The sequence below is a fragment of the Lentihominibacter sp. genome, from assembly GCF_046951855.1.
Classification (GTDB): Bacteria; Bacillota; Clostridia; order Peptostreptococcales; family Anaerovoracaceae; genus Lentihominibacter; species Lentihominibacter hominis.
Map to the genome: position 1 here is coordinate 1 of NZ_JBKTXS010000030.1, position 26,074 is coordinate 26,074.

General features: G+C 40.4%; 28 protein-coding genes. 14 read left to right on the top strand and 14 right to left on the bottom strand.

Features of this window, described 5'->3' with window-relative positions:
- Positions 1–642: collagen-like protein (locus ACLR96_RS08070; RefSeq protein WP_412265569.1), on the top strand; the 642-nt coding region annotated here is incomplete at its 5' end.
- A gap of 88 nt (positions 643–730) precedes the next feature.
- Here ACLR96_RS08070 and ACLR96_RS08075 read toward each other — a convergent pair.
- From ACLR96_RS08075 to aroF, 10 genes are all read right to left on the bottom strand, one after another.
- Positions 731–1,093 carry a DUF1048 domain-containing protein gene (locus tag ACLR96_RS08075; protein WP_177269367.1) on the bottom strand — a complete coding sequence of 121 codons (363 nt, stop codon included), beginning with the start codon at positions 1,091–1,093 and terminating at the stop codon, positions 731–733.
- Positions 1,086–1,415 carry a PadR family transcriptional regulator gene (locus ACLR96_RS08080; RefSeq protein ID WP_177269365.1) on the bottom strand — a complete coding sequence of 110 codons (330 nt, stop codon included), beginning with the start codon at positions 1,413–1,415 and terminating at the stop codon, positions 1,086–1,088. Before ACLR96_RS08080 ends, ACLR96_RS08075 begins: the two co-directional genes overlap by 8 nt.
- A 166-nt stretch (positions 1,416–1,581) precedes the next feature.
- Positions 1,582–2,220, bottom strand: a complete 639-nt coding sequence (locus tag ACLR96_RS08085) for a DUF1847 domain-containing protein (RefSeq protein ID WP_177269363.1) — start codon at positions 2,218–2,220, stop codon at positions 1,582–1,584.
- A 103-nt stretch (positions 2,221–2,323) separates the two neighbouring features.
- Positions 2,324–3,634, bottom strand: a complete 1,311-nt coding sequence (locus ACLR96_RS08090) for a shikimate kinase (protein WP_177269361.1) — start codon at positions 3,632–3,634, stop codon at positions 2,324–2,326.
- A complete protein-coding gene (locus tag ACLR96_RS08095; protein ID WP_177269359.1) occupies positions 3,631–4,782 on the bottom strand; it encodes a bifunctional chorismate mutase/prephenate dehydratase in 1,152 nt (383 codons plus the stop codon). Before ACLR96_RS08095 ends, ACLR96_RS08090 begins: the two co-directional genes overlap by 4 nt.
- On the bottom strand, positions 4,782–5,891 hold the full coding sequence (aroC, locus tag ACLR96_RS08100) for a chorismate synthase (RefSeq protein WP_177269357.1): 1,110 nt from the start codon (positions 5,889–5,891) through the stop codon (positions 4,782–4,784). The genes ACLR96_RS08095 and aroC overlap by 1 nt, the downstream gene beginning before the upstream one ends.
- 2 nt (positions 5,892–5,893) lie before the next feature.
- Positions 5,894–7,168: a 3-phosphoshikimate 1-carboxyvinyltransferase gene (locus ACLR96_RS08105; protein ID WP_177269355.1), complete on the bottom strand. Its 1,275-nt coding sequence runs from the start codon at positions 7,166–7,168 to the stop codon at positions 5,894–5,896.
- Positions 7,169–7,171: 3 nt separating this feature from the next.
- Positions 7,172–8,266: a 3-dehydroquinate synthase gene (gene aroB, locus ACLR96_RS08110; protein ID WP_177269353.1), complete on the bottom strand. Its 1,095-nt coding sequence runs from the start codon at positions 8,264–8,266 to the stop codon at positions 7,172–7,174.
- A 97-nt stretch (positions 8,267–8,363) separates the two neighbouring features.
- Positions 8,364–9,203: a prephenate dehydrogenase gene (locus ACLR96_RS08115; protein WP_177269351.1), complete on the bottom strand. Its 840-nt coding sequence runs from the start codon at positions 9,201–9,203 to the stop codon at positions 8,364–8,366.
- A 9-nt stretch (positions 9,204–9,212) separates the two neighbouring features.
- Positions 9,213–10,223 carry a 3-deoxy-7-phosphoheptulonate synthase gene (gene aroF / locus ACLR96_RS08120; protein ID WP_177269349.1) on the bottom strand — a complete coding sequence of 337 codons (1,011 nt, stop codon included), beginning with the start codon at positions 10,221–10,223 and terminating at the stop codon, positions 9,213–9,215.
- A gap of 510 nt (positions 10,224–10,733) precedes the next feature.
- On the opposite strand from aroF, the gene ACLR96_RS08125 reads away from it, so the two are divergent.
- Positions 10,734–11,081, top strand: coding sequence for a DUF134 domain-containing protein (locus ACLR96_RS08125; protein ID WP_177269347.1), 348 nt, complete (start codon positions 10,734–10,736; stop codon positions 11,079–11,081).
- Between the two features lie 85 nt (positions 11,082–11,166).
- Here ACLR96_RS08125 and ACLR96_RS08130 read toward each other — a convergent pair whose 3' ends face one another.
- Positions 11,167–12,654 carry a S1C family serine protease gene (locus ACLR96_RS08130; RefSeq protein WP_412265571.1) on the bottom strand — a complete coding sequence of 496 codons (1,488 nt, stop codon included), beginning with the start codon at positions 12,652–12,654 and terminating at the stop codon, positions 11,167–11,169.
- Between the two features lie 179 nt (positions 12,655–12,833).
- Here ACLR96_RS08130 and hslO point away from each other — a divergent pair, with 179 nt between their 5' ends.
- The 4 genes from hslO to ACLR96_RS08150 all read left to right on the top strand — a co-directional run bounded on the left by hslO (position 12,834) and on the right by ACLR96_RS08150 (position 16,821).
- On the top strand, positions 12,834–13,748 hold the full coding sequence (gene hslO / locus ACLR96_RS08135; RefSeq protein WP_177269345.1) for an Hsp33 family molecular chaperone HslO: 915 nt from the start codon (positions 12,834–12,836) through the stop codon (positions 13,746–13,748).
- A gap of 15 nt (positions 13,749–13,763) precedes the next feature.
- Positions 13,764–14,189: a DUF1934 domain-containing protein gene (locus ACLR96_RS08140; RefSeq protein WP_177269343.1), complete on the top strand. Its 426-nt coding sequence runs from the start codon at positions 13,764–13,766 to the stop codon at positions 14,187–14,189.
- Between the two features lie 141 nt (positions 14,190–14,330).
- Positions 14,331–15,848 (top strand): DUF1846 domain-containing protein, encoded by a 1,518-nt coding sequence (locus ACLR96_RS08145; RefSeq protein WP_177269341.1) that lies wholly within the window; start codon positions 14,331–14,333, stop codon positions 15,846–15,848.
- A 25-nt stretch (positions 15,849–15,873) separates the two neighbouring features.
- Positions 15,874–16,821 carry an AEC family transporter gene (locus tag ACLR96_RS08150; protein WP_187525050.1) on the top strand — a complete coding sequence of 316 codons (948 nt, stop codon included), beginning with the start codon at positions 15,874–15,876 and terminating at the stop codon, positions 16,819–16,821.
- A gap of 4 nt (positions 16,822–16,825) precedes the next feature.
- Here the strand turns inward: ACLR96_RS08150 and ACLR96_RS08155 are convergent, their stop codons facing one another.
- Together ACLR96_RS08155 and ACLR96_RS08160 are read right to left on the bottom strand one after the other, a co-directional pair.
- Positions 16,826–17,221, bottom strand: coding sequence for a helix-turn-helix transcriptional regulator (locus ACLR96_RS08155; RefSeq protein WP_177267555.1), 396 nt, complete (start codon positions 17,219–17,221; stop codon positions 16,826–16,828).
- Positions 17,222–17,226: 5 nt separating this feature from the next.
- Complete coding sequence (locus tag ACLR96_RS08160) at positions 17,227–17,661, bottom strand: helix-turn-helix domain-containing protein (RefSeq protein ID WP_177267554.1); 435 nt, start codon at positions 17,659–17,661, stop codon at positions 17,227–17,229.
- Positions 17,662–17,900: 239 nt separating this feature from the next.
- Here ACLR96_RS08160 and ACLR96_RS08165 point away from each other — a divergent pair, with 239 nt between their 5' ends.
- From ACLR96_RS08165 to ACLR96_RS08175, 3 genes are read left to right on the top strand one after another with little or no spacing between them, the layout of a single operon-like run.
- Positions 17,901–18,263, top strand: coding sequence for a helix-turn-helix domain-containing protein (locus ACLR96_RS08165; protein WP_177267553.1), 363 nt, complete (start codon positions 17,901–17,903; stop codon positions 18,261–18,263).
- 16 nt (positions 18,264–18,279) lie between these two features.
- The gene (locus tag ACLR96_RS08170) at positions 18,280–18,834 is read left to right on the top strand and encodes an RNA polymerase sigma factor (RefSeq protein ID WP_412265572.1); all 555 of its coding nucleotides are present in this window, start codon (positions 18,280–18,282) and stop codon (positions 18,832–18,834) included.
- A complete protein-coding gene (locus ACLR96_RS08175; protein ID WP_177267551.1) occupies positions 18,818–19,537 on the top strand; it encodes a DUF4367 domain-containing protein in 720 nt (239 codons plus the stop codon). Before ACLR96_RS08170 ends, ACLR96_RS08175 begins: the two co-directional genes overlap by 17 nt.
- Here the strand turns inward: ACLR96_RS08175 and ACLR96_RS08180 are convergent.
- Positions 19,534–19,992, bottom strand: a complete 459-nt coding sequence (locus ACLR96_RS08180; RefSeq protein ID WP_177267550.1) for a hypothetical protein — start codon at positions 19,990–19,992, stop codon at positions 19,534–19,536. The two genes, ACLR96_RS08175 and ACLR96_RS08180, sit on opposite strands and share 4 nt — an antisense overlap.
- A gap of 266 nt (positions 19,993–20,258) precedes the next feature.
- Here ACLR96_RS08180 and ACLR96_RS08185 point away from each other — a divergent pair, with 266 nt between their 5' ends.
- From ACLR96_RS08185 to ACLR96_RS08205, 5 genes are all read left to right on the top strand, one after another.
- On the top strand, positions 20,259–21,107 hold the full coding sequence (locus tag ACLR96_RS08185) for a 3-hydroxybutyryl-CoA dehydrogenase (RefSeq protein WP_177267549.1): 849 nt from the start codon (positions 20,259–20,261) through the stop codon (positions 21,105–21,107).
- A gap of 533 nt (positions 21,108–21,640) precedes the next feature.
- A complete protein-coding gene (rho, locus tag ACLR96_RS08190; RefSeq protein WP_412265573.1) occupies positions 21,641–23,215 on the top strand; it encodes a transcription termination factor Rho in 1,575 nt (524 codons plus the stop codon).
- A gap of 1 nt (position 23,216) precedes the next feature.
- On the top strand, positions 23,217–24,248 hold the full coding sequence (locus tag ACLR96_RS08195) for a DUF1385 domain-containing protein (protein WP_177267548.1): 1,032 nt from the start codon (positions 23,217–23,219) through the stop codon (positions 24,246–24,248).
- An 18-nt stretch (positions 24,249–24,266) separates the two neighbouring features.
- Complete coding sequence (gene prmC, locus ACLR96_RS08200) at positions 24,267–25,151, top strand: peptide chain release factor N(5)-glutamine methyltransferase (RefSeq protein WP_177267547.1); 885 nt, start codon at positions 24,267–24,269, stop codon at positions 25,149–25,151.
- A gap of 196 nt (positions 25,152–25,347) precedes the next feature.
- A partial coding sequence (locus ACLR96_RS08205; protein ID WP_412265574.1) for a radical SAM protein occupies positions 25,348–26,074 on the top strand: 727 nt, incomplete at its 3' end.

Sequence of the window (26,074 nt, forward strand, 5' to 3'; positions counted from 1 at the left end):
GGAGCAATCGGTCCGACAGGAGCCACAGGAGAACAAGGGGCGACTGGTCCGACAGGGGCCACAGGAGAGCGAGGAGCAACGGGCCCAATAGGAGCCACAGGTAATCAGGGGGCAACAGGGCCAACGGGGGAAACTCCTCAAATAACAGTAACAGAGAATACAAAAACAAGTTATAAGATTAATTTCAAAACCAGCACACAAAATATAACAAGCCCTAATTTAAAATCTAATATGGAATATTATAATTATAATTTATCTACAACAGGAAGCACAGCAAATATTCCGATGGAAAACTTAACATTGATTCTTCAAAATACTTCATCAACAAGTATGAGGATTTCTATACAACCTCAGCAGGCAGGCACATCTGTTTTAGCTGATATACGCCGTGTGAGTATCTATGATGCTGCCATTGATGTTCAGACTAATAACAATGTTACAGTATCGTCAAAACTTGTTCTTGATGATATTGTTTACACTATGTCTCAGGAAATGCATTGGATGAGGATAAGACAACAAGATCCTAATACAAAATTATGGTCTATGTGTGAGGTTCACACTTTTGCTTCCCAAAATGGTTCAAGAACTACAGTAAGCATTCAGTGGATTTATACAGGAAGTACATTTGTAACGCCTACATGATTGAGATATACTAATCAGATAGTAATAAAAGAGATAGCTGATGTTTTACTCTAAAAAGAGGGGAATGCCGTTTGATTTAATAGGTGGGTTATCCTCTCTCTTTTTGCTTTTCTGTAATTTTTTTATGGATATCAAGATTAAATTTATCACGCTGAACCTCCATATATGTTTTGCTGTTGTTCAATAGTTCATCACAAAAGGAAGCTACATCTGAACCTGTTATTTCTAATATTTTTTTGCCTCTTTCAGCGCTTTCCTCGAATAAATCGAGAAGACTTGCAAAAATCGACATCATATCCATGCTGGAGGTGCTGTCTGCTGCAAAACTCCACATGTATTTCTGGATCTTGTGATATACGAAGCTATATTCTTCGGGAAGGGCTTTTGCACGGCGCTTCATTTGCTTCCATTCTTTTTTCTCGCCTATCATTTTTCTGAAAATATTAATCATTAATTCCCTCCTTTAGTTCATTTATCTTTGAAGATATGAATTCCCATCTTTTCCAGAAGTCGCATAATTCTTTTCGCCCGAGATTATTAAGTGAATAAAATTTTCTTGGGGGTCCGAGAACAGATGGTTTTTTTTCTGTGGTTACCAGCTTGTTTTTTTCAAAGCGTATCAGGATTGTATATACTGTTCCTTCTACTACATCTGTAAAACCTAATGAATTGAGCCGTCGTGTTATCTCATAGCCATAAGTTTCTTCTCTGTTTATGATTTCAAGGATGCAGCCTTCAAGGATACCCTTTAACATTTCAGTGGTATTCTCCATGTTTATATCTCCTTTGTATATCTATGCTCAGGTATTAAGTGTTACTGATTACTGCTATATAGTATTACATAATAGATATGGTGTCAATAGATATGTGCGTTTAATTAAATATACCATTCCGGTCAAAGGTATTTGGCTGAAATGGTATATTTAATATTTTTATTTATTATTCTTTAAGCAACTTTGAATAATAGGCGTTAGCTTGGTATAAAGCGGCTACTGGGTTATGTGCTAACACGCGGTCTTTTGTTACTAAAGTGGTACACAGCGCGTCGGAATATTTGAAGAACATGCTGTCATGGCCGACACAAAGGCCTATGACTATGTTGAGATCAGTTTTTTCTTTATTCAAAAGCTTTGCCTGTAAAATGGGGTTGCACATATTTTTTCCGACTGATTCACAGCAAGGGGGTATTCCTACTGATGTTTTTTCCTGAGCTCCGATTTTACAACTTACACCGGCAACATCAAACCCTTTTTTTCTAAAAATCTTGGCTGCTGTACGAGCTTCTGAAAGCAGACCGACACATGTAGCGATACCCAGTTTTTGAGCTTTGATTTTTTTTGCAAATTCCATAATTTCTTCTATTCTTGTCATTTTACAGTAATTTTCAAACTCAACTTCTGCTGCGGCAATAGTTATACGATTGTTTTCATCGTCTTCTATATAAAGTTTCATAGTATCTTCAAGAAAACAATTATCCATATTTTGTGTGGGACAAAAATCTGGATAGACTGAATCTTGTTTATTACAATTGGAAGTACTACAGTCTATGCAGCTTCTATTTGTATCCTTTTTTCTCATTTTGCCACCTCTCTTGTGACTTTATTATACTACATAGCGACCAATGACTGAATAGTTTGTCTGATTATTTTGATTTTGTCATATATCAGGGGTTGTTTCAGACTTATAGATTCAGTTCTCTTTGAAGTCGTTTTTTTAGCTGATATGCTGAACAGGATTCGCTGTTGTCAAATGTGATATCAGCAGCGGCTCTGTATATAGGCAGCCGTTTTGTTTCCATTTTATAGAGTGCTGCTTTGCTTTTAGAAAGTGGTCTGCCATTTGTCGGAAGGCAGTCAACGGGTCTTTTGATATGTATGATAATTCCGTTTTGTCTGAGTGCGTCTACATTCAAAGGATTCAGAACGGTACCCCCACCTGTGGCTATTATGAGTCCGTGTTTTTTTCCAAGTCTTTCTGCAGTTTCTTTTTCTCTATTTCTGAAGTACTCTTCTCCGAAGAAATCGAAAAGTTCGGAGACAGACATACCTTCATTTTTTTCGATTTCCTGATCCATATCTATGAAAGTTCTGCCGGTCTGTTCAGAAAGAAGTTTCCCTATAGTGGATTTTCCGCTTCCGGGCATGCCGATAAGAATGATATTGCGTATTTGTTTCTGAAGCTGTGAAATTATTCGTTCATTCTCCTTTTCAAATGTCCCCGGCATACCGAGAAAATATCCGGCTGCGGCTGTAGCCTGAGCCACAAGCATAGGAAGACCGTTAGAAAATTTCAATCCTGCTTTTTCGGCTTCCAAAATCAGACGGGTCTTAAAAGGGTTATATATTACATCTATTACTGAATGACATCTCGGAAAATCTGCAAGGTGTATGATACTTTGCAGATTATGGGGGTATGTCCCTACAGGTGTAGTATTGATTATAACGTCAATATCAAAGGCAATATCCGGCAGATCTTTATATGTAAGCTGCTGTATTGGACAAGACAGAAAAGTTTGTTGGGCTTTCTGTCTGTTTGCTGTTGCAGAACGGGAAGCTATATATATTTGCGAAGCGTTGTTATCGGATACGGCTTTGCAGACTGTCAGCGAAGTGCCTCCTGTGCCCAGTATCAGTATAGTTTTGTCTGAAAAGCTGATACCTGCTCGTTTTGCGGCATATAGAAAGCCCTCATAATCTGTATTGTGTCCTATCAGCCTGTATTCATCTTTGCCGGAGCCGGATGATTTCCAATATAATGTATTGACGGAACCAATATCTTTTGCAAGCGGCGATATCTCATCACATAGAGACATCACCGCTTTTTTGTAGGGAATTGTGACATTGAGTCCGTTAAAATCACGGGCATTTATAAATTCCGGCATTTCTTTTTCTGTAAGGCTGAACAGATTATATTCATATTTTCCAAGAGCTTCATGTATTTCCTTAGAATAGCTGTGGACCAGCGTTTTTCCTATCAATCCGTATTTCATCATATCAATTCCGTATAACAACCCAAGAATACAAATGTTTCAGGCTGGTTTTCCAATTCGCTGAGGAGATTGATCAGAGCAGGAGAATATACAGACGCTTCAAGATCAAAGTAAAACATGAATTCAAAATCACTGCCTGGGATAGGTCTGGATTCTAATTTTGTCAGATTGATACCCAGAGCTGCAAATTTAGCTATAGTATGATAAAGCGAGCGCGGAACATGAGGCAGAGACAATATTAGACTGATTTTGCCTGAGCCGGGATAAATCTCTAGGTTTTTAGATATGCAGATAAAGCGAGTATAGTTGTTGTCGCTTACCTGAATGTGTTTTTTCAATAGCTCTAATCCGTAGAGGTCAAGGCATTCTTTTGAAGAAATGGCAGCGACATCTGTTCTGTCGCTCTCGGCTACCATTTTGGCTGCCAGTGCTGTATTTTCACATACAGTGACTTTCACATCTTTAAGAGTTTTAAGGAATTCTCCACATTGGCCAATGGCTTGTTCATGGGAGAATATTTCCTTTACATCGGAGAGCTTTGTACCGGCTTTTGCCATAAGATTGTGACTTATGCGCAGACGTATGCTCTTTACGATATGAAAATTATAGTTTTGCATGAGATCGTAAACTGCACCTACTGAGCCGTATGAGCTGTTTTCAATTGGCAGAATTCCGTATTGACACAATCCTTTTTCAACAGCATTGAAAACACCTTCAAAGCTGTTGAAATACATTATACTTGGTACTTCGAACAGTTTTTCACAGGCAGCCTGAGAATGTGACCCGGCGACACCTTGGCAAGCCACGACAGCTTTATTGGGAAAAAGCTGAGGAGTCTGTTCAAGCGCAGTTTGGATTCTTTGCGCCAGATCCGATTTTCTTGCAAGGAAGTTGTTCTGGCATGATCTGCTGGCGTCAAAGATGGTATTGAAAAGCAGTCTTGCGTATCCATCAAAAGGCTCTCCGATTTGTTCTGAGACTTTGTGAAGGACTTCTTTTTCACGGGTATCGCTGAGAACGGGAATTCCATTATCTTTTTTATATTTTGCGATCTTTAGAGAAGTTTCCATACGTTCTTTGAACAGATCGGTAATTTTTGAATCGATACTGTCGATATCTTGTCTCATTTGTTCTAAATTTTTCGTTGTCATTATTTTACCTCCATAATACAATCTAAAATTCCTAAGGCCATAGCTGCTTCCGCTATAGGGACAGCTCTTATGACGACGCAAGGGTCATGTCTGCCTTTTATTCTGAGTTTTGTGTTTTCATGCTTATCCAGATCCACCGAATCCTGCTCTTTTGCTATAGACGGAGTTGGTTTAAAAGCCAGTCTTGCAATTAAAGGCATTCCCGTAGTAATGCCTCCCAGGATTCCCCCGTGGTTATTGGTTTTTGTTTTGACTGTACTGTCATCGTAATAAAATACGTCATTATTCTCAGATCCGGTAAACGCTGCTGCCTGGAAACCTGCGCCGAATTCCAGCCCCTTTACAGCAGGAATGCCGAAAAATATGGGAGCAAGGACGCTTTCCAGCCCGTCGTACATGGCTCCGCCAATACCGGCGGGGACATTCAGCGCGCAGACTTCTATGATACCTCCTACCGAATCTTTATCTTCCATAGCCAGCCATATTTTTTTTTGCATTTCCAGCTTAGATTTATCTGAAATGACGGCCATATCTTTTTGCTTCAGTGATTCGAGAAGGCAGGATGTTGTGCTGACCGGGTCAAAAGGGGTATCTTTAGCGTCAGATATGGAATATATATGGGCGCCTATTGATATTCCTTGTTTTTGTAGTATCTGTAAGGCGATACCGCCCGCTATACACAGCGGTGCTGTCATTCTGGCTGAAAAAGGACCCCCTCCAGCCATATTAAGATTTTTTCCGTACCGTATCCTTGCTGTATAATCGGCGTGTCCCGGTCTTGGAATTGACCGCAGGAGCTTGTAATCCCGGGAACGGGTATCGGTGTTTCTTATTTCCAGGGAAATGGGATCTTCCGTAACGATCATTGTTTTCGTTCTGCCTGTGCTGTTCAAAGGAGTAAGACCTTTTAATGGGACAGGAATATCAGGTTCTTTGCGTTTCGTGGCAAAAAAGCTGTTCCCCGGAGCTCTTCTCTTAAGAAATGCTTCAAGCTGATTCATATCTATTTCGGTTCCCGGCGGTATGCCGGTTATCTCTACACCTATGGCGGGTTCATGGGAGCCGCCCCAGATGCTTATTTTCAAATGGTTTCCTATGGTGGATTTCATGCTTACACCTCGTATACTTCCCCGCCTAAGGCAGCGAAATCTTCAAAAAATGTAGGATATGATTTGTTTACGGCTTCTGCGCCATATATTATTACAGGGTGGTGGCAGGCACAGGAAGCGATGGCAGCAGACATAACAATTCTGTGATCGTTATGTCCTGATATCTGCCCTCCTATCAGTCGTCGGCGCCCAGTAACAGATAGTCCCGAACCGCCGTCAGTTATATCAGCGCCCAGTTTTGACAAAACATCAAAAACTGTATGGAGGCGGTCTGATTCTTTTATCCTGAGCCTCTCAGCATTGGTTATAAGCGATGTTCCTTCTGACAGGGACATCACTGTAGCAAGGATAGGAACCAGATCAGGTATCTGTGATACATTTATTTCGCAGGAGGTAAGATTATGCCCTGTGCATTTTATTGTGCTTAAGGAGTCATCTGTTGTTTGTATTTTCAGCTCTGCTCCCATATTTTCAAGTATGCCGGCAATTTGTTTATCTCTTTGGGAAGAAGCAAGATCGAGCCCGCATAAGGTCACATCGCCGCCCAGTGCGCCGCCGGCCAGCCAGAATGCAGCATTTGACCAGTCACACTGAATAGAGGTTCTTTCCGGTTCTTTGTAAACTTGCTTCCCGTCTATTACATATATATTGAAGCCTTCTGTTGACAGTTTTTCGGTGATTTTTATTCCGAAAGCTTTAAGTACATCAAGAGTTAGATCTACATATCCCGCTGATTCCAGTTTTGTGGTGAGTGTCAATGTACTGCTGCCATCAAGGAGAGGCAGAGCGAAGAGAAGACCCGTTATAAACTGTGAGCTTACATTACCGGCAAGTCTGTAGTTTCCCGGCATGAGTCTGCCCTTTACGGTACATATTTCTCTGTATTTACCCTGTGATTTGTGGAAGCGGTTCGGCGTAATGAATGTACAGCCGTGCTTTTCCATTTCTTCCTTAAGAGGAGAGATAGGTCTGTCGGGTAACTTGCCTGTTCCTATGAATACTGCTTCGTCTTTTAGGGCCATGGCTACCGGAAGCATGAATCTTAATGTGGAACCGCTTTCCTTACAGTCGAGAAAGGGCATGTTTTTATCCATTTGGCTCAGACAGTTTTTTGTCGCCTCTATGTCTTGTGAAAAAGAGGGTATGTGTTGGTTTCTGTTATCTCCGCTTTGAAGGTATGCTAATTTCTGTGCTATAAGGAGCCTGTGTGCATGGGATTTTGACGGAGGGGCGTGAAGTGTTCCTTTTAATTTTTTAGGGATGATTTTTACATTCATGTGTCACATTCCTTTCAGAGCATCCATGCCACAGGTTATAAATTCTTCAAGATCGTCTGTGGCAATAGTTTTTAAGCGGCATTTTCCTATTGATTCAGGAATTACTAAAGTTATTTTATTACCTCGTATTTTTTTATCTTGCAAAGCAGCTTCCGTAAGCTGGGAAGGTGAATATGGACAGTCAAGAGGAAAGTTGAATTTTTTTAGGATTTCTAAGATTTTGCCTGCGCATGGAACTGATGTCCATGCCATTTCGTCTGCAGCAGCGGAGACTATAGCCATGCCTTTAGCTACTGCGTGGCCGTGGCTTATACGATAATTGCTGCATTTTTCTATGGCATGAGCCAGAGTATGCCCGAAGTTGAGGAGCTGCCTGCTGCCATTATCCCTTTCATCTTCTTCTACGACTTTCCTTTTTACTTCGACAGCTTTTGCTGCTAATTGTGTAAGAAATCGGTTATCGCCGATAGATAGATTGTTTTCTGCTTCATCAATAATAGTTTTGTCATTGATGAAACCGGCCTTGATTGTTTCGGCAATACCATCAAGAATCATATGCTGCGGCAGACTTTGCAGAACCTGAGGATCAAATATAACCAGAGAAGGCTGCCAGAATGCACCTGCCAGATTTTTCCCTGCTTTCAGATTTACGCCTGTTTTTCCCCCAACCGATGAATCTACCGTGGCAAGTAATGTAGTAGGTATTTGTATATAGTCAATACCTCTGAGAAAAGAAGCGGCTGAAAAACCTGTAACATCACCTACAATACCGCCTCCCAGCGCAATCAGAGCATCACTTCGTGAAAATTTATTGTCAGCCAGATAATCCAGTATTGCTGTTACGGTACTCATAGTTTTATTGGATTCGCCGCCTTCAAAAACATATTTGTAGAGGCGGAATCCTGCTTGTGACAGGTTTTGCCATAGTATGCCGGACTCTTTGCCGTAGAAAGAATTCACCGTTTTATCTGTGATTATACATAGTTTTCTGTCGCTTTTTATCTCTGCTTGGCTCAGTAGCTCTGCTGCCTTGTTTAAAGCATTCTGTTCCATTATAACGTCATATTTTTTTGATGCGGAAACAGTAATCTTTATCATAAAAATCTCATCATAGCCTTTCTGCCCACATGTAAGTATATCAGGATCTAAAAGCGCTTATAGTGGGCATATAAGGCAAGATCCATATACGGAACAATTAGAATATTTCCCCGTCAATAACAGCTTTTTTTTCTCTGCCGTCTTTTAGCAGGGCCTTTAGGGTCTCGCTGTCTTTTGATTTGATTGCGTCGCTGTATGCTTTCAGATTATCTATCAATGTATCTATCTCATTTGTAAGATTTTCCGGATTCTCAAGAAAAAGTTCAGTCCACATATCTTCATTAAGTTTTGCCACTCTGGTAAGGTCTTTATAGCTTCCTGCCGAGAATCCTGAATGTTCCCGAGCAGTAGGACTTTTTATATATGCGTTGGAGACTACATGGGCAAGCTGTGAAGTGAAAGCGATTTTCCTATCGTGTTCTTCAGGGGTGGTTATTTCTATATTAGTGAAACCTATGGAAGTAAACAGATCTTTCAGCTTGCTCATGCTTTCTATCGGACCTTTAGTAGTGGTAAATACCATAGATGCATTGTTGAACAATGATTTTTTGGCATAAGTAAATCCCGAATGTTCCAGACCCGCCATGGGATGACCGCCTATAAAGAGGAATCCTTTTTCTTCCGACAGAGGTATAAGTTCATCGCAGACAAGTGTTTTTATACCACAGCAATCTGTAACAATGCTGCCCTTTTTAAAGAGATCTGCGTGATTTTTTACGTAATCCACAGCAGCTTGCGGATATAGCGCTACGATAACAATATCGCACTGCGGCAGCAGTTTGTCGGTCAAAGGCTGTTCTATGGCGTTGACAAGCACAGCCTTTTTGACTACCTGATCGGAAATATCATATCCGTATACTGTATTATCCGTGTTCTGGCTTATAGCTTTGGCAAGAGATCCTCCGATGAGACCTAATCCTATTATTCCTATTTCCATAATAGCACCTTATCCTTTGTAAGCCAGAGGTCTTATAAGATTTACTGCTTCCATGACGTCGGCAAATGCTTCCGGAGTAAGGGATTGTGCACCGTCGCAAAGGGCGGCAGACGGATTATTGTGTACTTCTATCATAAGACCGTCAGCGCCTGCTGCCGTTGCTGCCATAGCCATTGGTTTTACGAGACTTGCTATACCTGTAGCATGACTCGGGTCGACTACGATAGGAAGGTGGGTCATTGTTTTGAGAAGAGGTATGGCTGCGAGGTCAAGTGTATTTCTTGTAGCTGTTTCAAATGTTCTTATGCCTCTCTCACAGAGAATGACTTTTTCATTGCCGCCTGCCATGATATATTCGGCACTCATGAGAAGTTCTTGTAATGTATTGGCAAGACCTCTTTTTAATAAAATAGGTTTATTGAGGTGTCCTACTTCTTTAAGCAGTTCAAAGTTTTGCATATTTCTGGCGCCGACCTGTATTACATCTACATTTTCAAAAAGCGGGAGCTGTGAAATATCCATGACTTCTGTTACGATAGGAAGCCCTGTTTTTTCTTTAGCCTCCATGAGAAGATCGATGCCTTCTGCTCTCATGCCCTGAAAGGCGTAAGGCGAAGTTCTCGGTTTAAATGCGCCGCCTCGAAGAAGCCGGGCACCGGCAGTCTTGACTTCGCGGGCAACAAGACAGATCTGATCTTCTGATTCTACTGAGCAGGGACCTGCGATGACCTGAAAATTCCCACCGCCGATTTTGATTCCACCTGCGATCTCGACTACAGTATCTTCAGGATGGAATTTTCGGTTTACGTTTTTATAAGGTTCCTGTACACGTTTTACTGTTTCTACTATATCAAGAGAGTTGATGAGATCCATGTCCACTGCGGCGGTATCTCCTACAAGGCCCATGATGGTAGCAGACTGACCTTGGCTGAAGTGTATGTCAAGTCCCATACTCTTTAGCCATGATACTAAATTATCCAATTGTTTTTGATCCGGGTTATCTTTTAATACAACAATCATTTTTTACCTTCTTTCTTTTATACAGGAAATATCTGTTTCGATCTTTCCGTAATAATTGTGTTGTTTTTCGTTAAAAAAAATCCGCAAGTGAATTTCACTTGCGGAAGCTTTGTAAACTAAGTTTCGTTTTAGTCCAGACCAGCTATCTCATTGCAGCGAAATTCACCTTACCTCTAAAGAAAGTAAAGTAAAAGTAAAAATATTCAGCTGCAAATGATCTGATTAACATAATTCTGTCCTCTGTATAAATATTTATGCATGAAATATGGTTAAACATACATCATGTTTGTAACGATTTTAACACTTTGAAAATCCGCTGTAAAGGATTTTTTAAAAACTTTTTTAAAATATCGCAGACCACTGTAAAATTTATAGATGTGGGCCGCGCCCGTATATATATTTTCGGCAAACAAAGACTCTGCCATTAAGTTAGACATTGACTTAAAAAACCGTCAGGGCTATAATCGTGACATAAGTCAGAAACCTCATGAGGAAAGGTGGAATAGATTCATGCCAAGACCTAAGAAATGCAGAAGAATATGTGCTATACCGGAGAACAGGGGATTTGGTCCGCTGGATAAGGACCCTGATGATACAGTGGAAATGACACTTGATGAATATGAAACGATACGTCTTATAGATCTTCTTGGTCATACCCAGGAGACTTGTGCGCAGCAGATGGGTGTGGCAAGGACCACAGTTCAGGCTTCATATAACGAGGCGAGAAAGAAGTTGGCGCAGGTTTTAATAGAGGGTAAATTTCTTGTTATAAAAGGGGGAAACTACGTGGTTTGCCCAAAGGCTGCAAACTGCAGGAATAAACGAGGCTGCGGTAAAAGCGGATGCTGTGATAAATAGAGACCGTTTTAAAGAGATAAAATAATTTGAAAGAATTGTTTAATAAAGAATCTCCCAAAGCAATTGCTTTGGGAGATTTCCTATCTTATGAAGCCGTTTTTTCTTCAAGTTCCAGAGTTATATCCATGGTCTGACCGTTTCGTATTATTGTGTATTTTAATTTGTCTCCTACTTTATGAGATGTCACTATAGATGAAAGCTCATTGAATGAAGTTATTTCCGTTCCATCTACCGAGACTACTCTGTCTCCTTTCTGAAAGCCTGCATTCTTTGCGTTGGTACCGTCAACTGAAGCGATGTACACGTTAGCAGTACTCTGGCTGTTGTTGAACAGTCTGTCAACGCTGTTTTGGCCTGATGATTCAGTATATGACATTCCCGTAGACGGCTGACCGCTGACATATCCTTTATCTATGATCTGCTGGGCAACGTCTGCCGCTTTGTTTATCGGTATGGCGAATCCCAGACCTTCAACGTCAGAACCTGATGATTTGGCTACGACGATCCCGATGAGCTGACCATCTCCGTTAAAAAGTCCGCCGCCTGAATTGCCCGGATTTATAGAACTGTCTGTCTGAAGAAGGGTCATGGTTTTTCCGTCTATTACAAGTTCTCTGTCAAGGGCGCTTATGATTCCTGCTGTGACAGTACCGCCAAGCTCACCCAGAGGGTTTCCGATGGCAACTGCCATATCGCCTACAGCAAGCTGATCACTGTTGCCATATGTGGCCGGTGTAAGACCACTGGCATCGATCTTTAAAACTGCTACATCTGTTATGGAATCAGTACCTACAAGTTTAGCCTCATATTCCTTTTGATCTGCTGTAGTTACGACTATTTTGCTGGCGCCTTCAATTACATGATTATTGGTAACGATGTATCCGTCGTTTGTTATTATTACACCGCTTCCTGCGCCTTCAGTAACGTACTGCTGCATCCATGAGTCAGAGGAAACGCTTTCGGTTTTTATTTCCACGACGCTGGATTTGGCAGCTTCAGTTATTTCCTGAACTGTCATGTTGCTGCCTGTGGCATCCTCAAGCGTATATCCGGTAGTTTTGACGCTGCCGGTTTTTTCTGCGGGAGAATCATCAAAAATAGCGTTTCTCAGAGCAGCTCCGCCGAATCCCAGTGCCGCCGATAAAACAAGACAGCAGGTTATGATCAGAGCAAGGGAACGTCTTGTGAAAGTTACCGGCGGAGACGGTTTATGGGTTCTTTTCTTTTTGTGTATTTTTCCCAGACCGTTCTGATTGTCCCATGAGGCTGAGTCACCCTGTTTTGAATAATCGGGATCTCGATAACTGCTGTAATTATAATTAGTATAATTGTAATCGGAATCGATACTGTCTTTTCTGAAGTTGTCTCGTGGATCTCTGAAGCTTCCTGGCTGACGGCTGCTTTGCTGAGAAGCTGTTCCGTTCATTGTTGATTCCTGTGAGGCAGTTTGGCTGGAAAATGCTTCATTTGTGGTAGATTCCTGTGACGTTTCGTGTTCGACTGTTTCCGGATCGGGATCTTTCATTACGAAGTTAGGCTCGTAACTGGAGTTGTCTTTTTTGTAATCGTCCATATATATCACCTCATCTGCAATATTGATTGTTCTTAACCTAAATATACAAATTCATTATGTGGTTTTAGTGTTGAAAATATGTGAATATCTGTAGAAAAAGTTAAACATTTGCTACATAATATGATAAAATCGAAAGAGTATAATAAAAGCTGAAACTAATTGGAGGAAACCGTAAAATAATGAGCAAAGCGATAATCGGGATAGATAAAAGTAAGTCTTACAGAGTATATATTACTATAACTACAGATATGGTGCAGAAAGCAGTGGATATTCACAATACAACTCCGGTGGCGTCCGCAGCGCTGGGAAGAGTTCTGACGGCGGCAGGGCTTATGGGTATCATGCTTAAAAATGACAAAGATAAACTTACTTTGAATTTCAAGGGCGACGGACCTGCCGGACAGATTCTTGCAACGGCTTATGGTGACGGAAGTGTCAAGGGCTATATTGCTAATGCATATGTAGATCTTCCTCTTAAAGAAAATGGCAAACTGGATGTCGGCGGATCACTGGGAACAGGAGAGCTGACGGTTATAAAAGATCTGGGCCTGAAGGAGCCGTATATAGGAACAATCGCCCTTGTAAGCGGAGAAATTGCAGATGATCTTACCGCATATTTTTTTGTTTCGGAACAGCAGAACTCATCAGTTGCACTGGGTGTAAAAGTGGAAAGGGACCTTTCTATAGGCGCCGCAGGAGGAATGATCATCCAGATGCTTCCCGGAGCAGCGGAAGAGTCTATAGATATTCTTGAAAAAATGATAGGAGGTATGAAGCCGCTTACTTCATCTATAAGTGCTGTTATGGAAAATTCGGCAGGGCTGACTGAATCAGGCCTTGTCAGAAAACTAACGGAACATATTTTTGCGGAGGTACCCGATGAATATGCCCCTCAGATTCTGGAAGAAAGAGATATAAACTGGAACTGTGACTGCAGCCGGGAAAGAATGGCCAGCGCACTTGCCACTATCGGTAAAAAAGATATGAGTGAGATAATAGAAGAAGACGGGCATGCTGAACTGCAGTGCCATTTCTGTCTGAAAAAATATGATTTCAGCAAGCAGGAACTGACTGAAATATTAAATAGTATGTGATTGGGGAGATAAGAAATGAAAGAGATAATGATTAGGATAAAAGGCCAGCAGGCTAATGGCGAAACCGGAGAAGATTCAATGGAATTCGTTACAGAGGCCAAGCTTTATAAAAGGGGAGAAGCCATATACCTGATCTATGAGGAAAGTGAGCTGTCCGGGATCCCGGGCTGCAAAACAAGACTGAAACTCAAGGACGGTAAGGTTCAGATGAAGCGATTCGGCGAAGGTGCAGGGGCCGGAAGTGAGATAAATTTTGAAACCGGGAAACGATATACAGGGTTTTATGAGACTCCTTTCGGCGCCATTGAGATGGAAGTCTTGACTAATAAGCTGGAGAATACTTTATCGGAGCAGGGTGATGGCTATATAGATATAGACTACAGTATTAGTTTGAAGGGTTTGCTTGAGGGCAGAAACAGACTCAACATTACATTGATGTAATAAAGTCAGGAGGTAAGAGGTTATGATGAGTAAAAAAGCTGTCATGGTAGTCGCCATAGCTATTATAGTGACGATGGTGGTGACGACCGTAACGTGTGCTATAGCATATTTGTAAAATAAACAACAATAGAGGAGGAGAAGATGTCACAAATAGGTTTCAGTGCAGAAAAGTATATTGAGGAACAGTCGAAGTACATATTGGAAAGGATAGATAATGGCGACGGCAAAAGACTTTATCTGGAGTTTGGCGGAAAGCTGGTTCAGGATAAGCATGCCATGAGAGTTTTGCCGGGGTTTGATGAAAACGCCAAGATAAAGCTGCTTCAGAAAATGAAGGATCAGGTGGAGATCATAATATGTATCTATTCAGGTGACATTACTACCAATAAAACAAGACAGGACTTTGGTATAACTTATGATCTTGAAGTGCTGAGACTTATCGATGTATTCAGAAAATATGATCTTGAGATAAACAGCGTGGTTGTGACAAGATATGAAGATGATTCTCCTGCTGTAGACAAATTCATAAATAAACTGGAAAACAGAGGGATTAGGACATATAGACACAGATTTACAAAGGGATATCCCACAGATGTGGATACTATAGTAAGTGATGAAGGATATGGAGCAAATCCGTATATAGAAGTGAGTAAGCCTCTGGCAGTGGTAACAGGACCCGGGGGAGGAAGCGGTAAGCTGGCAACATGTCTTTCACAGCTTTATCATGAGTTTAAGATGGGGAAAAAAGTAAGATATGCCAAATTTGAAACATTTCCTATATGGAATATACCTCTTAAGCATCCTGTTAATATAGCTTATGAGGCTTCAACAGCTGATCTTAAAGATGTAAATATGATAGATTCCTTTCATCTTGAAGCATACGGAATACAGGCGGTAAACTATAACAGGGATCTTGAAGTTTTTCCTGTGGTGAAAAGGATAATAGAAAAAATTACTGGAGAGGAGTCAGAATATAAGTCGCCTACGGATATGGGAGTTAACAGGGCAGGTTTTAGTATCGTAGACGATGAGGTGGTCAGAGAGGCTGCATGTCAGGAGATAATAAGAAGATATATTATCGCTCAGTGCGATTATAAGAAAGGCAAGATAGATAATGATACACTGGAGAGAATCAAGCTTCTTATGGATGAATTATCCCTGTCTTCCGAAGACAGAAAAGTCGTAATACCTGCAAGAGAATACGCCGAACAGAAAAAAGCATGTGATGACAGATATGTAAATGTGGTGGTAATGGCTATGGAAATGGAAGATGGTACCATAATAACGGGAAGAAGTTCCAGAAGAATGGTTGCCGCTGCTGCTGCAATATTGAATTCAGTAAAGTATCTGAGCGGTATGGCTGATGAGATACATCTCATTTCTCCCAATATACTGAGAAGTATACAGGAACTTAAAACAGAAGTTCTTATGTCGGACAAGTCGAGTCTTAACTGTGAGGAAATTCTTACAGCTCTTACGATTTCAGCTGCCACCAATCCTTCTGCCGAGGCTGCGCTTGGCAAACTTAGCTGCCTGAGAGGATGTAAGGCACATTGTACGGCCATTCTCAGTGATAAGGATGAGACTACTTTGAAAGCACTCGGGATAGATGTTACAAGTGATCCGGAATATATAACAAATAATCTTTATTACGGTTAGAGCGTACTTGAGGGAGTCAATACAAATGTACGGAAAATACTTTGTACTTTTTGCCATTCTTTTCACGGGATGGTTTTTGAGAAAAATAAATTTTATAGATGAGAAGATGGATCACAGTATAAATAAACTGATTGTGTACTTCGCATATCCCTGTCTTATTGTCCATAATATAGGAAGCCTGGATACTACTGAAGAGGTACTGCTGTCTTTTGCGGTTACTTTTGCCGTTAGTTTGGCTTCTTTTTATCTTTACGGACTTATATGTTACGGCTATGCTAAACTGAGAAAATTCCCGGCAGAAGAATCAAATATACTGGAGTTTGCCATGGTAATGCCTAATGACGGATTTATGGGATTTCCCGTGGCGCTGATTTTCTTTGGGGATATGGGGCTTCTGCTTATGCTGGCTCACAATGCGGCCATGAATTTCGCTATGTTTACGTATGGGATAAAACAGCTCAAAAGAAATTATAAGGACAAGCGAAAAGCGACGCCGAGAAGCCTTTTTAAAGCATTTCTCAAACTTATGCTCAATCCTAATATCCTTGCCCTTATAATAGGATTCCTGTTGAGTATATTCGGCAGAGCAATCCCTTCGGCTGTAGATGAATATTTGACATATCTTGGGAATATCTCGACGCCGATGGCGATGATTTTTATCGGCTCGAATCTTGTTGGATACAGATTCAGAGATATTATAAAAAGCAGAGTGATAATCGAAGCGAGTGCGGTCAAACTGATTTTGCTTCCTTTGCTTACGACATTGATGGTGTATTTCCTTCCGATATCATCATTGATGAAATCTATTATAGTGTTGGGGTCCTGTTTTCCTGTCGCAGCGACAGTTGCTATGCTGGCTGAGCAGGAGGGGCAGGACCCGGGGCCTGCCAGTAAGACATTATTCTTAAGCACAGTATTGTCTATAGTGACAGTGCCGGTTTCCATCAATGTGATAAATATGATTTTCATGTAAGAGGTTATTTCTTCATGTTTTTATTGGGATAGGCAAATTCCTGATAAAAGACGGCCTCTCTTTCAAGAAGTACATCGAGCCTTTCCATAATGACATTTTTTGACGCTACGGAAAGGCTTTCGTAATCATTAAGAAGCTCGGCCAACTGGCGGTCTTCGGAGTCAAAGTATATCCTGCTCAGAAGACCTTTTGACAGATCATGGTTTACAAGGCTTTCAAAACCGATATTGTATATGGCTGCAAGCGCATCAAGTGTTTGAATATCCGGAACTTTCGAACCTGTTTCGTAGGCCGAATACGTTGAGCGCGTTATGTATATTTTTGCGGCAAGTTCATCCTGATTCATACCGTGTACAGTGCGTAAAAGCTTTAAATTTTTACATAAGACTTCAAGATTCATGTTTATTATACTCCCTCATTGTTGGTATAGTCCCAGGGAAACTTGTTAAATGACCGATCGCGATCAGCCAGTGATTCAAGTTTGATACGGATTTGATTTCTCGCTCCGTGGGATAATTTAAGATAATTCTCCATAAAGTGATGTGCCTCTATCGCTTCTTTATTTCGTTTAAGAAGTGACAGCATGTGTTCTGTGATATCAAAAGAGAGCAGATAGTCTAAGCTGATATCATAAAAAGTTGAAATATCATACAGTGTTATGATGTCCGGCATTTTGAGTCCGTTTTCAAGGGTGCAGTAGCAAGACCGTGACATATGCAGCATATCCGCCGCCTGTTCCTGACTCAACCCTTTGATATATCTCAGGAGACGAAGGTTCTTGGAGATATATTTATGGGCCTGATACATGTCACGTCTGCATTTGTTTTCTTCGATACGCATATCTGTGATCCTCCATAAACTAAGAAAAAATAAATGTTGCATAATATAAGAGGAGCAAAGTAATCAAAAAGTTTCAAATTTATGCAAAAAAACTTAAAATGTAACAATTTTTGATAAAATTCCATATCTACCCTCTTAAAGTTTATAATAAACCTTCTCATAGTTGAAAACACAATATATTGGGGATATTAAACTATAAGCAGTAAAAAATACTAACTTATAGAGGGGAAGCCGGTATTATGGAATTTAAGGAATTAAACAAGAAAGAGATGGGTGCGAGAATAAGAGCGAGAAGGGAAGCCATGAACATGTCCAGAAGCGAACTTGGCGCACTTCTTTCTGTAACAGGAAAATTTATCGCAGATATAGAATATGGAGACAAGGGAGTGTCTTTGAAAAATTTGTATAAACTTACACAGGTATTGGGCGTAAGTGCGGATTTTATTATAGCAGGGGATGAATCCGATATGCCGAGCGATGAAAAGAAGAGAAAACTCAATGAGAATATAATAGGCTCTTTAAGTGTATGCTCGGTTCAGCAGTTAGATTGTATGGAGCAGATAGCGAGACTTTATGTGGAAGGTATAGTTAATAAGGAATAGTGGTGAAGTGTGTACATTGGATAGAGAAGAAATTTTAGAATTGCTTTGTAGCAAGTATGTTTATGTAATTCGTCTCATGAAGATAATGGGTGTTGATGAAAATGATGTCGAAGATGTGGCGACGGAAGTATTCATAGATGCGTTCAGAGGTTTGGATAATTTGAGAGATCCGGAAAAGTTGGTGCCTTGGCTTAAGAAAATCGCAAGAAACAGAGCCAGTAAGTATTTTCGCAAACGTGCAAAACGCAAAGAAATCTCCAACATGATAAAGACTGAAATGGGTGAGATTGATATCTTTGATACCATTGCTGATGAGGTCACAGTCGAAAAGTTATTACAAGATGCTGAACGCAGAGGAATGGTAAGAGATATGATCAACAATCTGCCGGATGTGAGCAGAAGAGTGATTCGCATGAGATTCTGGGGAGAATACAAACATTCCGAAATAGCAGAGATCATGAATATCAACATCAATACGGAGAAAAGTATTTACAGAAGAAGCTTGAAACACTTGAAAGAACAGTACTTGAATATTCTCAGAAAGGAAGAGCGTGATGAGTGGAAACGATAACAGCAAACGGTCCATAGGACAGATTATCTCTGATGCTACCGATGAAGAATTAAAGGATTATCATAAAGAAAGCGCAGGAAATATGACTCCTGACAGATTAAAGGTCATGGCTGCTCGGACAGAGAAAAGAAAAAGGCGTCATATGCGTGAACTGGCGGGGGTTGCTGCCTTGTTTATCCTTGTGGTAGTGGGAGGCATAATGGTATTTAATACATTTACGACTGATGTCGATGCAGATAAGAACGCCAAAGAAGAGATCGTAACAGAGGATGGCGTAGTTATTGAAGATGGAGGTTGGGGAAGCAGCAGTGAGGACAATTGGGTAATAACCGATTGGGCAGAAGTTAAGATTGCGAAGATAACTGTTCCTGAACTTGTAGTACCGGAATATATTCCAAAGGGATATACCTTTGAGTCACTTACTATAATAAATGAACAAGGAATCACAAATATAGAATATTTATTTAATAATGGTGCGGATGAACTCTTAATACATCAATACATGCATGAAGAAAGTTTAGAAGCAACACATATTTATGAGAATGATAAGAAGATAAATAGTGACAAAGGCGACATATATATACAAGAAATCCCAGACGGCAATAAAGCCATCATACAATTAGATGATGGCGTTATTTTAGAAATTTGGAGTAATCTTATTGATGTAGAAATTATAAAATTTATAGAAAACATAAACTATTAAAATGATCCGGAATATTTGGTGATTGAATGTGTTCCACTAGAGTTTGTATCAGTAAATGTAGCTTTAGCTCTATATACTTTTCCACTTTTTAATGTAAATGTTTTAGATGCAGAAATAGTGTATGTATTAGAAGCTGTTTTAACATATGAGTATACGGGTAAATCAGTGGCTGTTTTCCAAGAACCGTTAGATTTAACTTGCAAAGTTATAGTGCATGTTGCCTTTGAAGCTTTTACATCAAAGCTCCCATATGCAGATACGCTTCCGCTGGTACTACTTTTTCTTGTTACGCCTACATTACTTGTTGTCGTAGATCTTGGAGCAATTTCGTTTCCTTCGCTTACAGTCGGGGTATCTGCTGTTTTTTCAGACTGAGCCTCTGCTGCGAATAATGCTGTAGGCATTGACAGAACCATAGCTGCTGCTAACACAAAAGTTAATAATTTTTTCTTCATTTTTTTCTCTCCTTTTTTAGAAATATTGATTTAGAATGGTTTGCATTTTAGGAGAGAACGTACTGTTAAACAATAAAACCCGCATAGGTCGAAATCTTTGTTTTCAAATGTCGACAATGCGGGTTTTGAAAATAAAAAATAGAGAAAAAATTTCTTAATTTGCGACGATTAATAATAAAAGCAAAAAGAAATAATAAAAAGCTGGTATATTTTGAAAAAAAAGTTTACAATGATAGTAATATAGATGATTTAAGGAGGATTTTATTATGAAGACAGTTGGTGTACTGGGAACAGGCACAATGGGTGCCGGTATCATTCAGGTTTTGGCTCAGAGTGGATATAATGTGGTATTAAGAGCCAGAAGACAGACTTCTGTAGACAGAGGCATCGCTACGGTAGAAAAGAATCTCGACAAACTGATAAAGAAAGAAAAGATTACCGAAGCGGATAAGGCTGATATAATGGCCAGAGTACATGGCTCTACAGATATAACTATCATAAAAGATGCCGACCTGGTGATCGAAGCGGCAACTGAAAATATGGAAGCGAAGAAAGCCCTTTTTCAGGAGCTGGATGAACTTTGTAAGCCTGAAGCCATCATAGCTACAAATACATCTGCCCTTTCAATCACAGAGATTGCTGCGGCAACAAACCGACCTGATAAGATCATAGGAATGCACTTCTTTAATCCGGTTCCTGCAATGAAGCTGGTTGAGATTGTTAAGGGACTTACTACATCAGATGAGACGAGAGAAACCATTTTGGCTCTTACAGAAAAGCTGGGTAAAACTCCTGTAGATGTCGCAGAAGCGCCGGGATTCGTAGTAAACAGGATTCTTATTCCTATGATAAATGAAGGTATCGGAATATTGGCTGATGGAGTTGCCGATGCCAAGGGAATCGATACAGCTATGCAGCTTGGAGCAAATCATCCGATGGGACCTCTTGCGTTGGGAGATTTGGTAGGACTTGACGTTTGCCTCGCTATCATGGAAACATTATATAATGAGTTTGGAGATACGAAATATAGACCTCATCCGCTCCTCAGAAAGATGGTAAGAGCTAATAAGCTGGGAAGAAAGACAGGAGAAGGATTTTACGATTACAGTAAATAAGTTTGGAAACAAAGAAAATATTAAAAGGCAGGAATATGGATTTTTACCCCTGCCTTTTATATTGCTCTTAAAAACAGGTGAAATGGCTGAAATTATTTCCAATAAATTACAAAAATATGTTGACAAAAGGGACTGAAAGAATATAATTAAATAAATGGTATATTTTTACATTAAAAGAGAACGTTTAAAAAGAGCGCTAAGCGGGAGTAGAATATTTGTCCGTCAATTGCTTACTTTTTCCGGAGTCTATGGAACATGAAACATATAAGATAATATTGAATACAATTAACATGATAACGGAATTGACGGAATTATCCGAAGAGATGATCAGAAAGCTGTCATAAAAACCGCATCTTGTGTGCGGTTTTTTTGTAAATTTGACAGCCAAATATTGTATAGGTTTAAGAATCGGTGTATATTATATTTATAGTAAATTTTGAAGTAAAATCTTGATCCCAATCGGATTTAATTTATTTTCTATTTATTCCCGTAAAAAAATTTTATTTTATTTGAGACAGAAAGGGTTCACATTTATGTGGAAGACTATGGAGGAGTCAGCGCTTAAGACAAAAAAGGTGGCTGAACTTAGAGAGATCGCAAAGACATTTGGTCTTAAGAATTACCAGAAAATGAAGAAAGCGGAACTGGTAAAGGCGCTGATGAAGGATGAAGAGACATCAGAAGCCGATGAGCATAAGGAGACCGAGGACAATAAAGATATTGAGAAAAACAGCAGGCTTAAGGAGAATAAAACTAAAGCAGTAAAAACTATGAATAAAGGCAGAAAGACAATATCTGCCGTGAGTATAAAAGAATCAGAAAATCAAGAAAAGAAGGAAGAAGACAACAAAAATTCTTCGAAAAATAAAGAATGTGAAAATATTTCATGCGTAGAGGCTCAAACAGAGGAAATACAGGAATCGGATATCTCTGAGAAACATCAAAAGTCCGGTAAGCAGAAAAGTAAAGCAGTTCCTGACAGAAATGACAGGTTTGAAGTGGAGGGTATATTAGAGCTTGCTGACGGAGGTTTTGGCTTTCTCAGGTTTAATAATTTTCTTACCAGCGAAAAGGATATATATGTAGCGCCTGCACAGATAAGAAGATTTAATCTTAAAACAGGCGATAAGATAAAAGGAATATGCAGAAATCCAAATGAGGGTGACAAATTCGGCGCATTGCTTTATGTAGTGACTGTGAATGGAGATGAGCCGGGAGCTGCTATTAAGCGTCCTGATTTTGATTCTCTGACCCCTATTTTTCCTAATCAGAGATTCACCTTGGAGGATGGCAGGGATCTTTCTCTCAGGCTGATTGATTTAGTGGCGCCGATAGGAAAGGGGCAGAGAGGTTTGATCGTAGCGCCTCCAAAAGCCGGAAAAACAGTGCTTCTTAAGAAAATGGCCAATAGCATAGAAAAAAATTATCCTGACGTGGAGATGATAGTTTTGCTGGTTGATGAACGGCCGGAAGAAGTTACAGATATGAAGCGAAGTCTTAAGGGAAACGGAGAAGTTATCTATTCTACATTTGACGAACTCCCGCAGCATCATGTAAAGGTAGCAGAAATGGTTCTTGCGCGAGCTCAGCGACTGGCTGAACATGGCAAGGATGTCGTGATTTTGATGGACAGCATAACAAGACTTGCGCGAGCATATAATTTAGTGGTGCCTGCTTCGGGTAAAACTTTGTCAGGCGGTTTTGATCCGGGAGCTTTGCATAAACCCAAGAAATTTTTCGGAGCGGCCAGAAAACTGGAAGAAGGAGGCAGCATCACTATACTGGCAACAGCGCTTGTTGAAACAGGAAGCCGTATGGATGATCTTATTTTTGAAGAATTCAAAGGCACAGGGAATATGGAACTTCATTTAGACAGAAAACTTTCAGAAAAACGTATATTCCCTGCAATTAATCTCAGCAAATCAGGAACAAGAAGAGAAGATCTCCTTATGAGACAGGATGAGCTGGAAGCGATCTGGTATATGAGAAGAGCTTTGGGCAATAGAGATAATCAGGAAGTTACGGAAATGATACTGGACAATTTGGCTCATACGAAGGATAATAAAACTTTCATAGAAGTGATAAAAAAGATTAAGTTAGAGGGGTAGCATGGATTTAAGCAAAATTTTTCTGAAGGGAGCGTGTCCTACCAAAATGGGAGGACAGGCGGTGATGGAAGGTATAATGATGAGGGGCGAGACTAAAACTGCTCTGGCATTGAGACTTCCTGACGGCAGTATTAAGGTAGAAACAGGCGATATAAAAGAACAGAAAAAATGGATGAAACTTCCTCTTGTACGAGGCGTGGCATCCTTTATATCTTCGCTTGTGGTAGGTACCGGGCAGCTTATGAAATCTGCTGAAATACTGACAGATGCAGAGGATGAAGAATATGAAGAAACGCGTTTTGAGCGGTGGCTGAATAAAAAATTCGGAAGCAAAGGCGCATGGAGTTTTATGATATATGTATCAGTTATAATCGCTCTGCTTTTTACAGTAGGTGTGTTTATAATTCTGCCGACAGCTGTGGTCAACCTGATGAAACTTTTTACTGAAAACATATTCTGGCTTAATTTTACTGAGGGAGTAGTCAGGATACTTCTGTTTGTGCTGTATGTATGGGCCATATCTTTTATGGGGGATATAAAGCGTGTGTTCCAATATCATGGCGCAGAGCATAAGACTATTCACTGTTTTGAAAACGGCCTTGAGCTTACGCCTGAAAACTGCCGTCAGTTTCCAACACTTCATCCCAGATGCGGTACAAGTTTTCTGATGTTTGTATTTATTATTGCTTTTGCTCTTCATTTTCTGCTGGGATGGCCTAATCTGATATTGAGGATAGTATCAAGGCTTTTACTGCTGCCTCTGATAGCGGGGTTGTCGTATGAATTGCTCAGATGGGCGGGGAAAAGTGATAACACTGTAGTAAAGATATTAAGCATACCGGGGCTGTATCTTCAGAAGATAACCACTAAGGAGCCCGACGACAGACAGCTTGAAGTAGCTATTACAGCAATAAATGCGGTGCTGGCAGCAGAGGGAAAGAAAAAGAGTGAGGACAGTGTATTATGTGAAAGCAATAAAAACGCCTTGACGGAATTGCCGAAGCCGCCGCTTAAGAAACGAAGATTCATATAAATTTAAGGAAGGATAAAAATGAAGACGAGAATACTTGTGAAAGAAGGAGAATATCAACTTTCCAAGGCTTTTTGCATGGACCCTAAAATAGATGCGCAGGAACTGTATTGTTTTCTTACAGGTATAGATAAGGTCAATTTATTTCTCAAAGCTGAGGAAGAGGTCGATCCTGAAACAGAAGAAAAGTATATGGAACTCATAAAGAAAAGGGCCGCTCGTATCCCTTTGCAGCATATTACAGGTGTTCAGGAATTTATGGGGTATACATTTAAAGTGAATCCCCATGTTCTGATCCCAAGGCAGGATACGGAGACTCTGGTCAGTGAAGCAGCAAAGACCGTTCAGAACACACCCAGAGAAAAGCTTTCATTTTTTGAAAAGCTTAAGGGAAGAAAAGAGTGGGAGATATTAGACCTGTGCTGCGGAAGCGGCGCTGTTGGCATTTCTCTGGCAAAAATCTGCGGAAATGTAAAGGTGACAGCCTCTGATATAAGTGAAGATGCCATTGATACAGCGTCGGAAAACGCCAGAGAGCTTAGAGCAAAAGTGAAATTTATCAGAGGCAATATGTTTAATCCTCTGAAAGGCAGAAAGTTTGATATGATCGTATCAAACCCTCCGTATATAAAAACTAATATGATTTCTATACTGCAGGAGGAAGTTAAAGATCATGAGCCTCTTACAGCTCTGGATGGGGGCAGAGACGGACTGGATTTTTACAGGACGATAGTCGATAATGCTGCCGACTATCTTAAAGCGGGAGGATTCTTGCTTATGGAGATAGGATATGATCAGGGAGAGGATCTCCGTAAAATGTTAAAAGATTCAGGTAAATATTCTCCGGCAGAGGTAATAAAAGATTTACCTGGGCGGGATCGTGTGGTAAAATGTAAATTGAAATAGGATAAAAACTGTCTGATTAGATAAGACAGTACATATATTTCGTACTGACGCCAAGGGTTTGACCGAGGAAAAAGGCGATGATAAAAAGGTTAGTCACCGTTTTTTTGCGGTTAGTTAAGATTATCGTAAACCACCTCTGTTTAGCTGTTGGCATACAGAGGTGGTTTTTCTTATTTAGTAAAAGTACGGAGGATTCATGAAAATTTATCCACAACTTAAATCTGCAGAAGGAATTGCGGCACTTTTATCATCAGAAGATTTTACACAGGTATATCGTCTGGCAGATCAAATCCGCCGCGAGACAGTCGGAGATATTGTACATTTAAGAGCTATAATAGAATTTTCCAATATATGCAAAAGGCAATGTGTATATTGTGGCCTAAACAGGGAAAACAAGGAGCTGGGAAGGTTTCGGATGAGCCGCGAGGAAATATTGGAGGCGGCTGCAGAAGCTGTGTCGGCTGGGTATCGCACTATTGTTTTGCAGTCCGGAGAGGACGATTATTTCACAGCCGGCAGACTTGCGGATATCATAAAGAGTATAAAGGAGATGGAGGTTCCCTCTGAAGAAAGAACCGTCAGCCCTATTCATCCGGCGGTAACTATAAGCTGCGGAGAGAGGTGTGAGGAAGATTACCGTATTTGGAAGCAGGCAGGGGCTGACAGATATCTTTTAAAGCATGAAACCGCAGATCCTAGGATATACGATGAACTTCACCCTTGCGGAACACTGCAGCAAAGAGTGAAATGTCTTAAAATTCTAAGCAGACTCGGATATGAGACAGGCAGCGGATTTATGGTGGGGCTTCCGGGACAGACTCTGCGTACTCTGGGTGAAGATTTACTTCTTTTAAAAGAGATACCATGTAAAATGGCCGGGATAGGCCCTTTTATATCGAATCCCAAAACGCCTCTTGCAGATC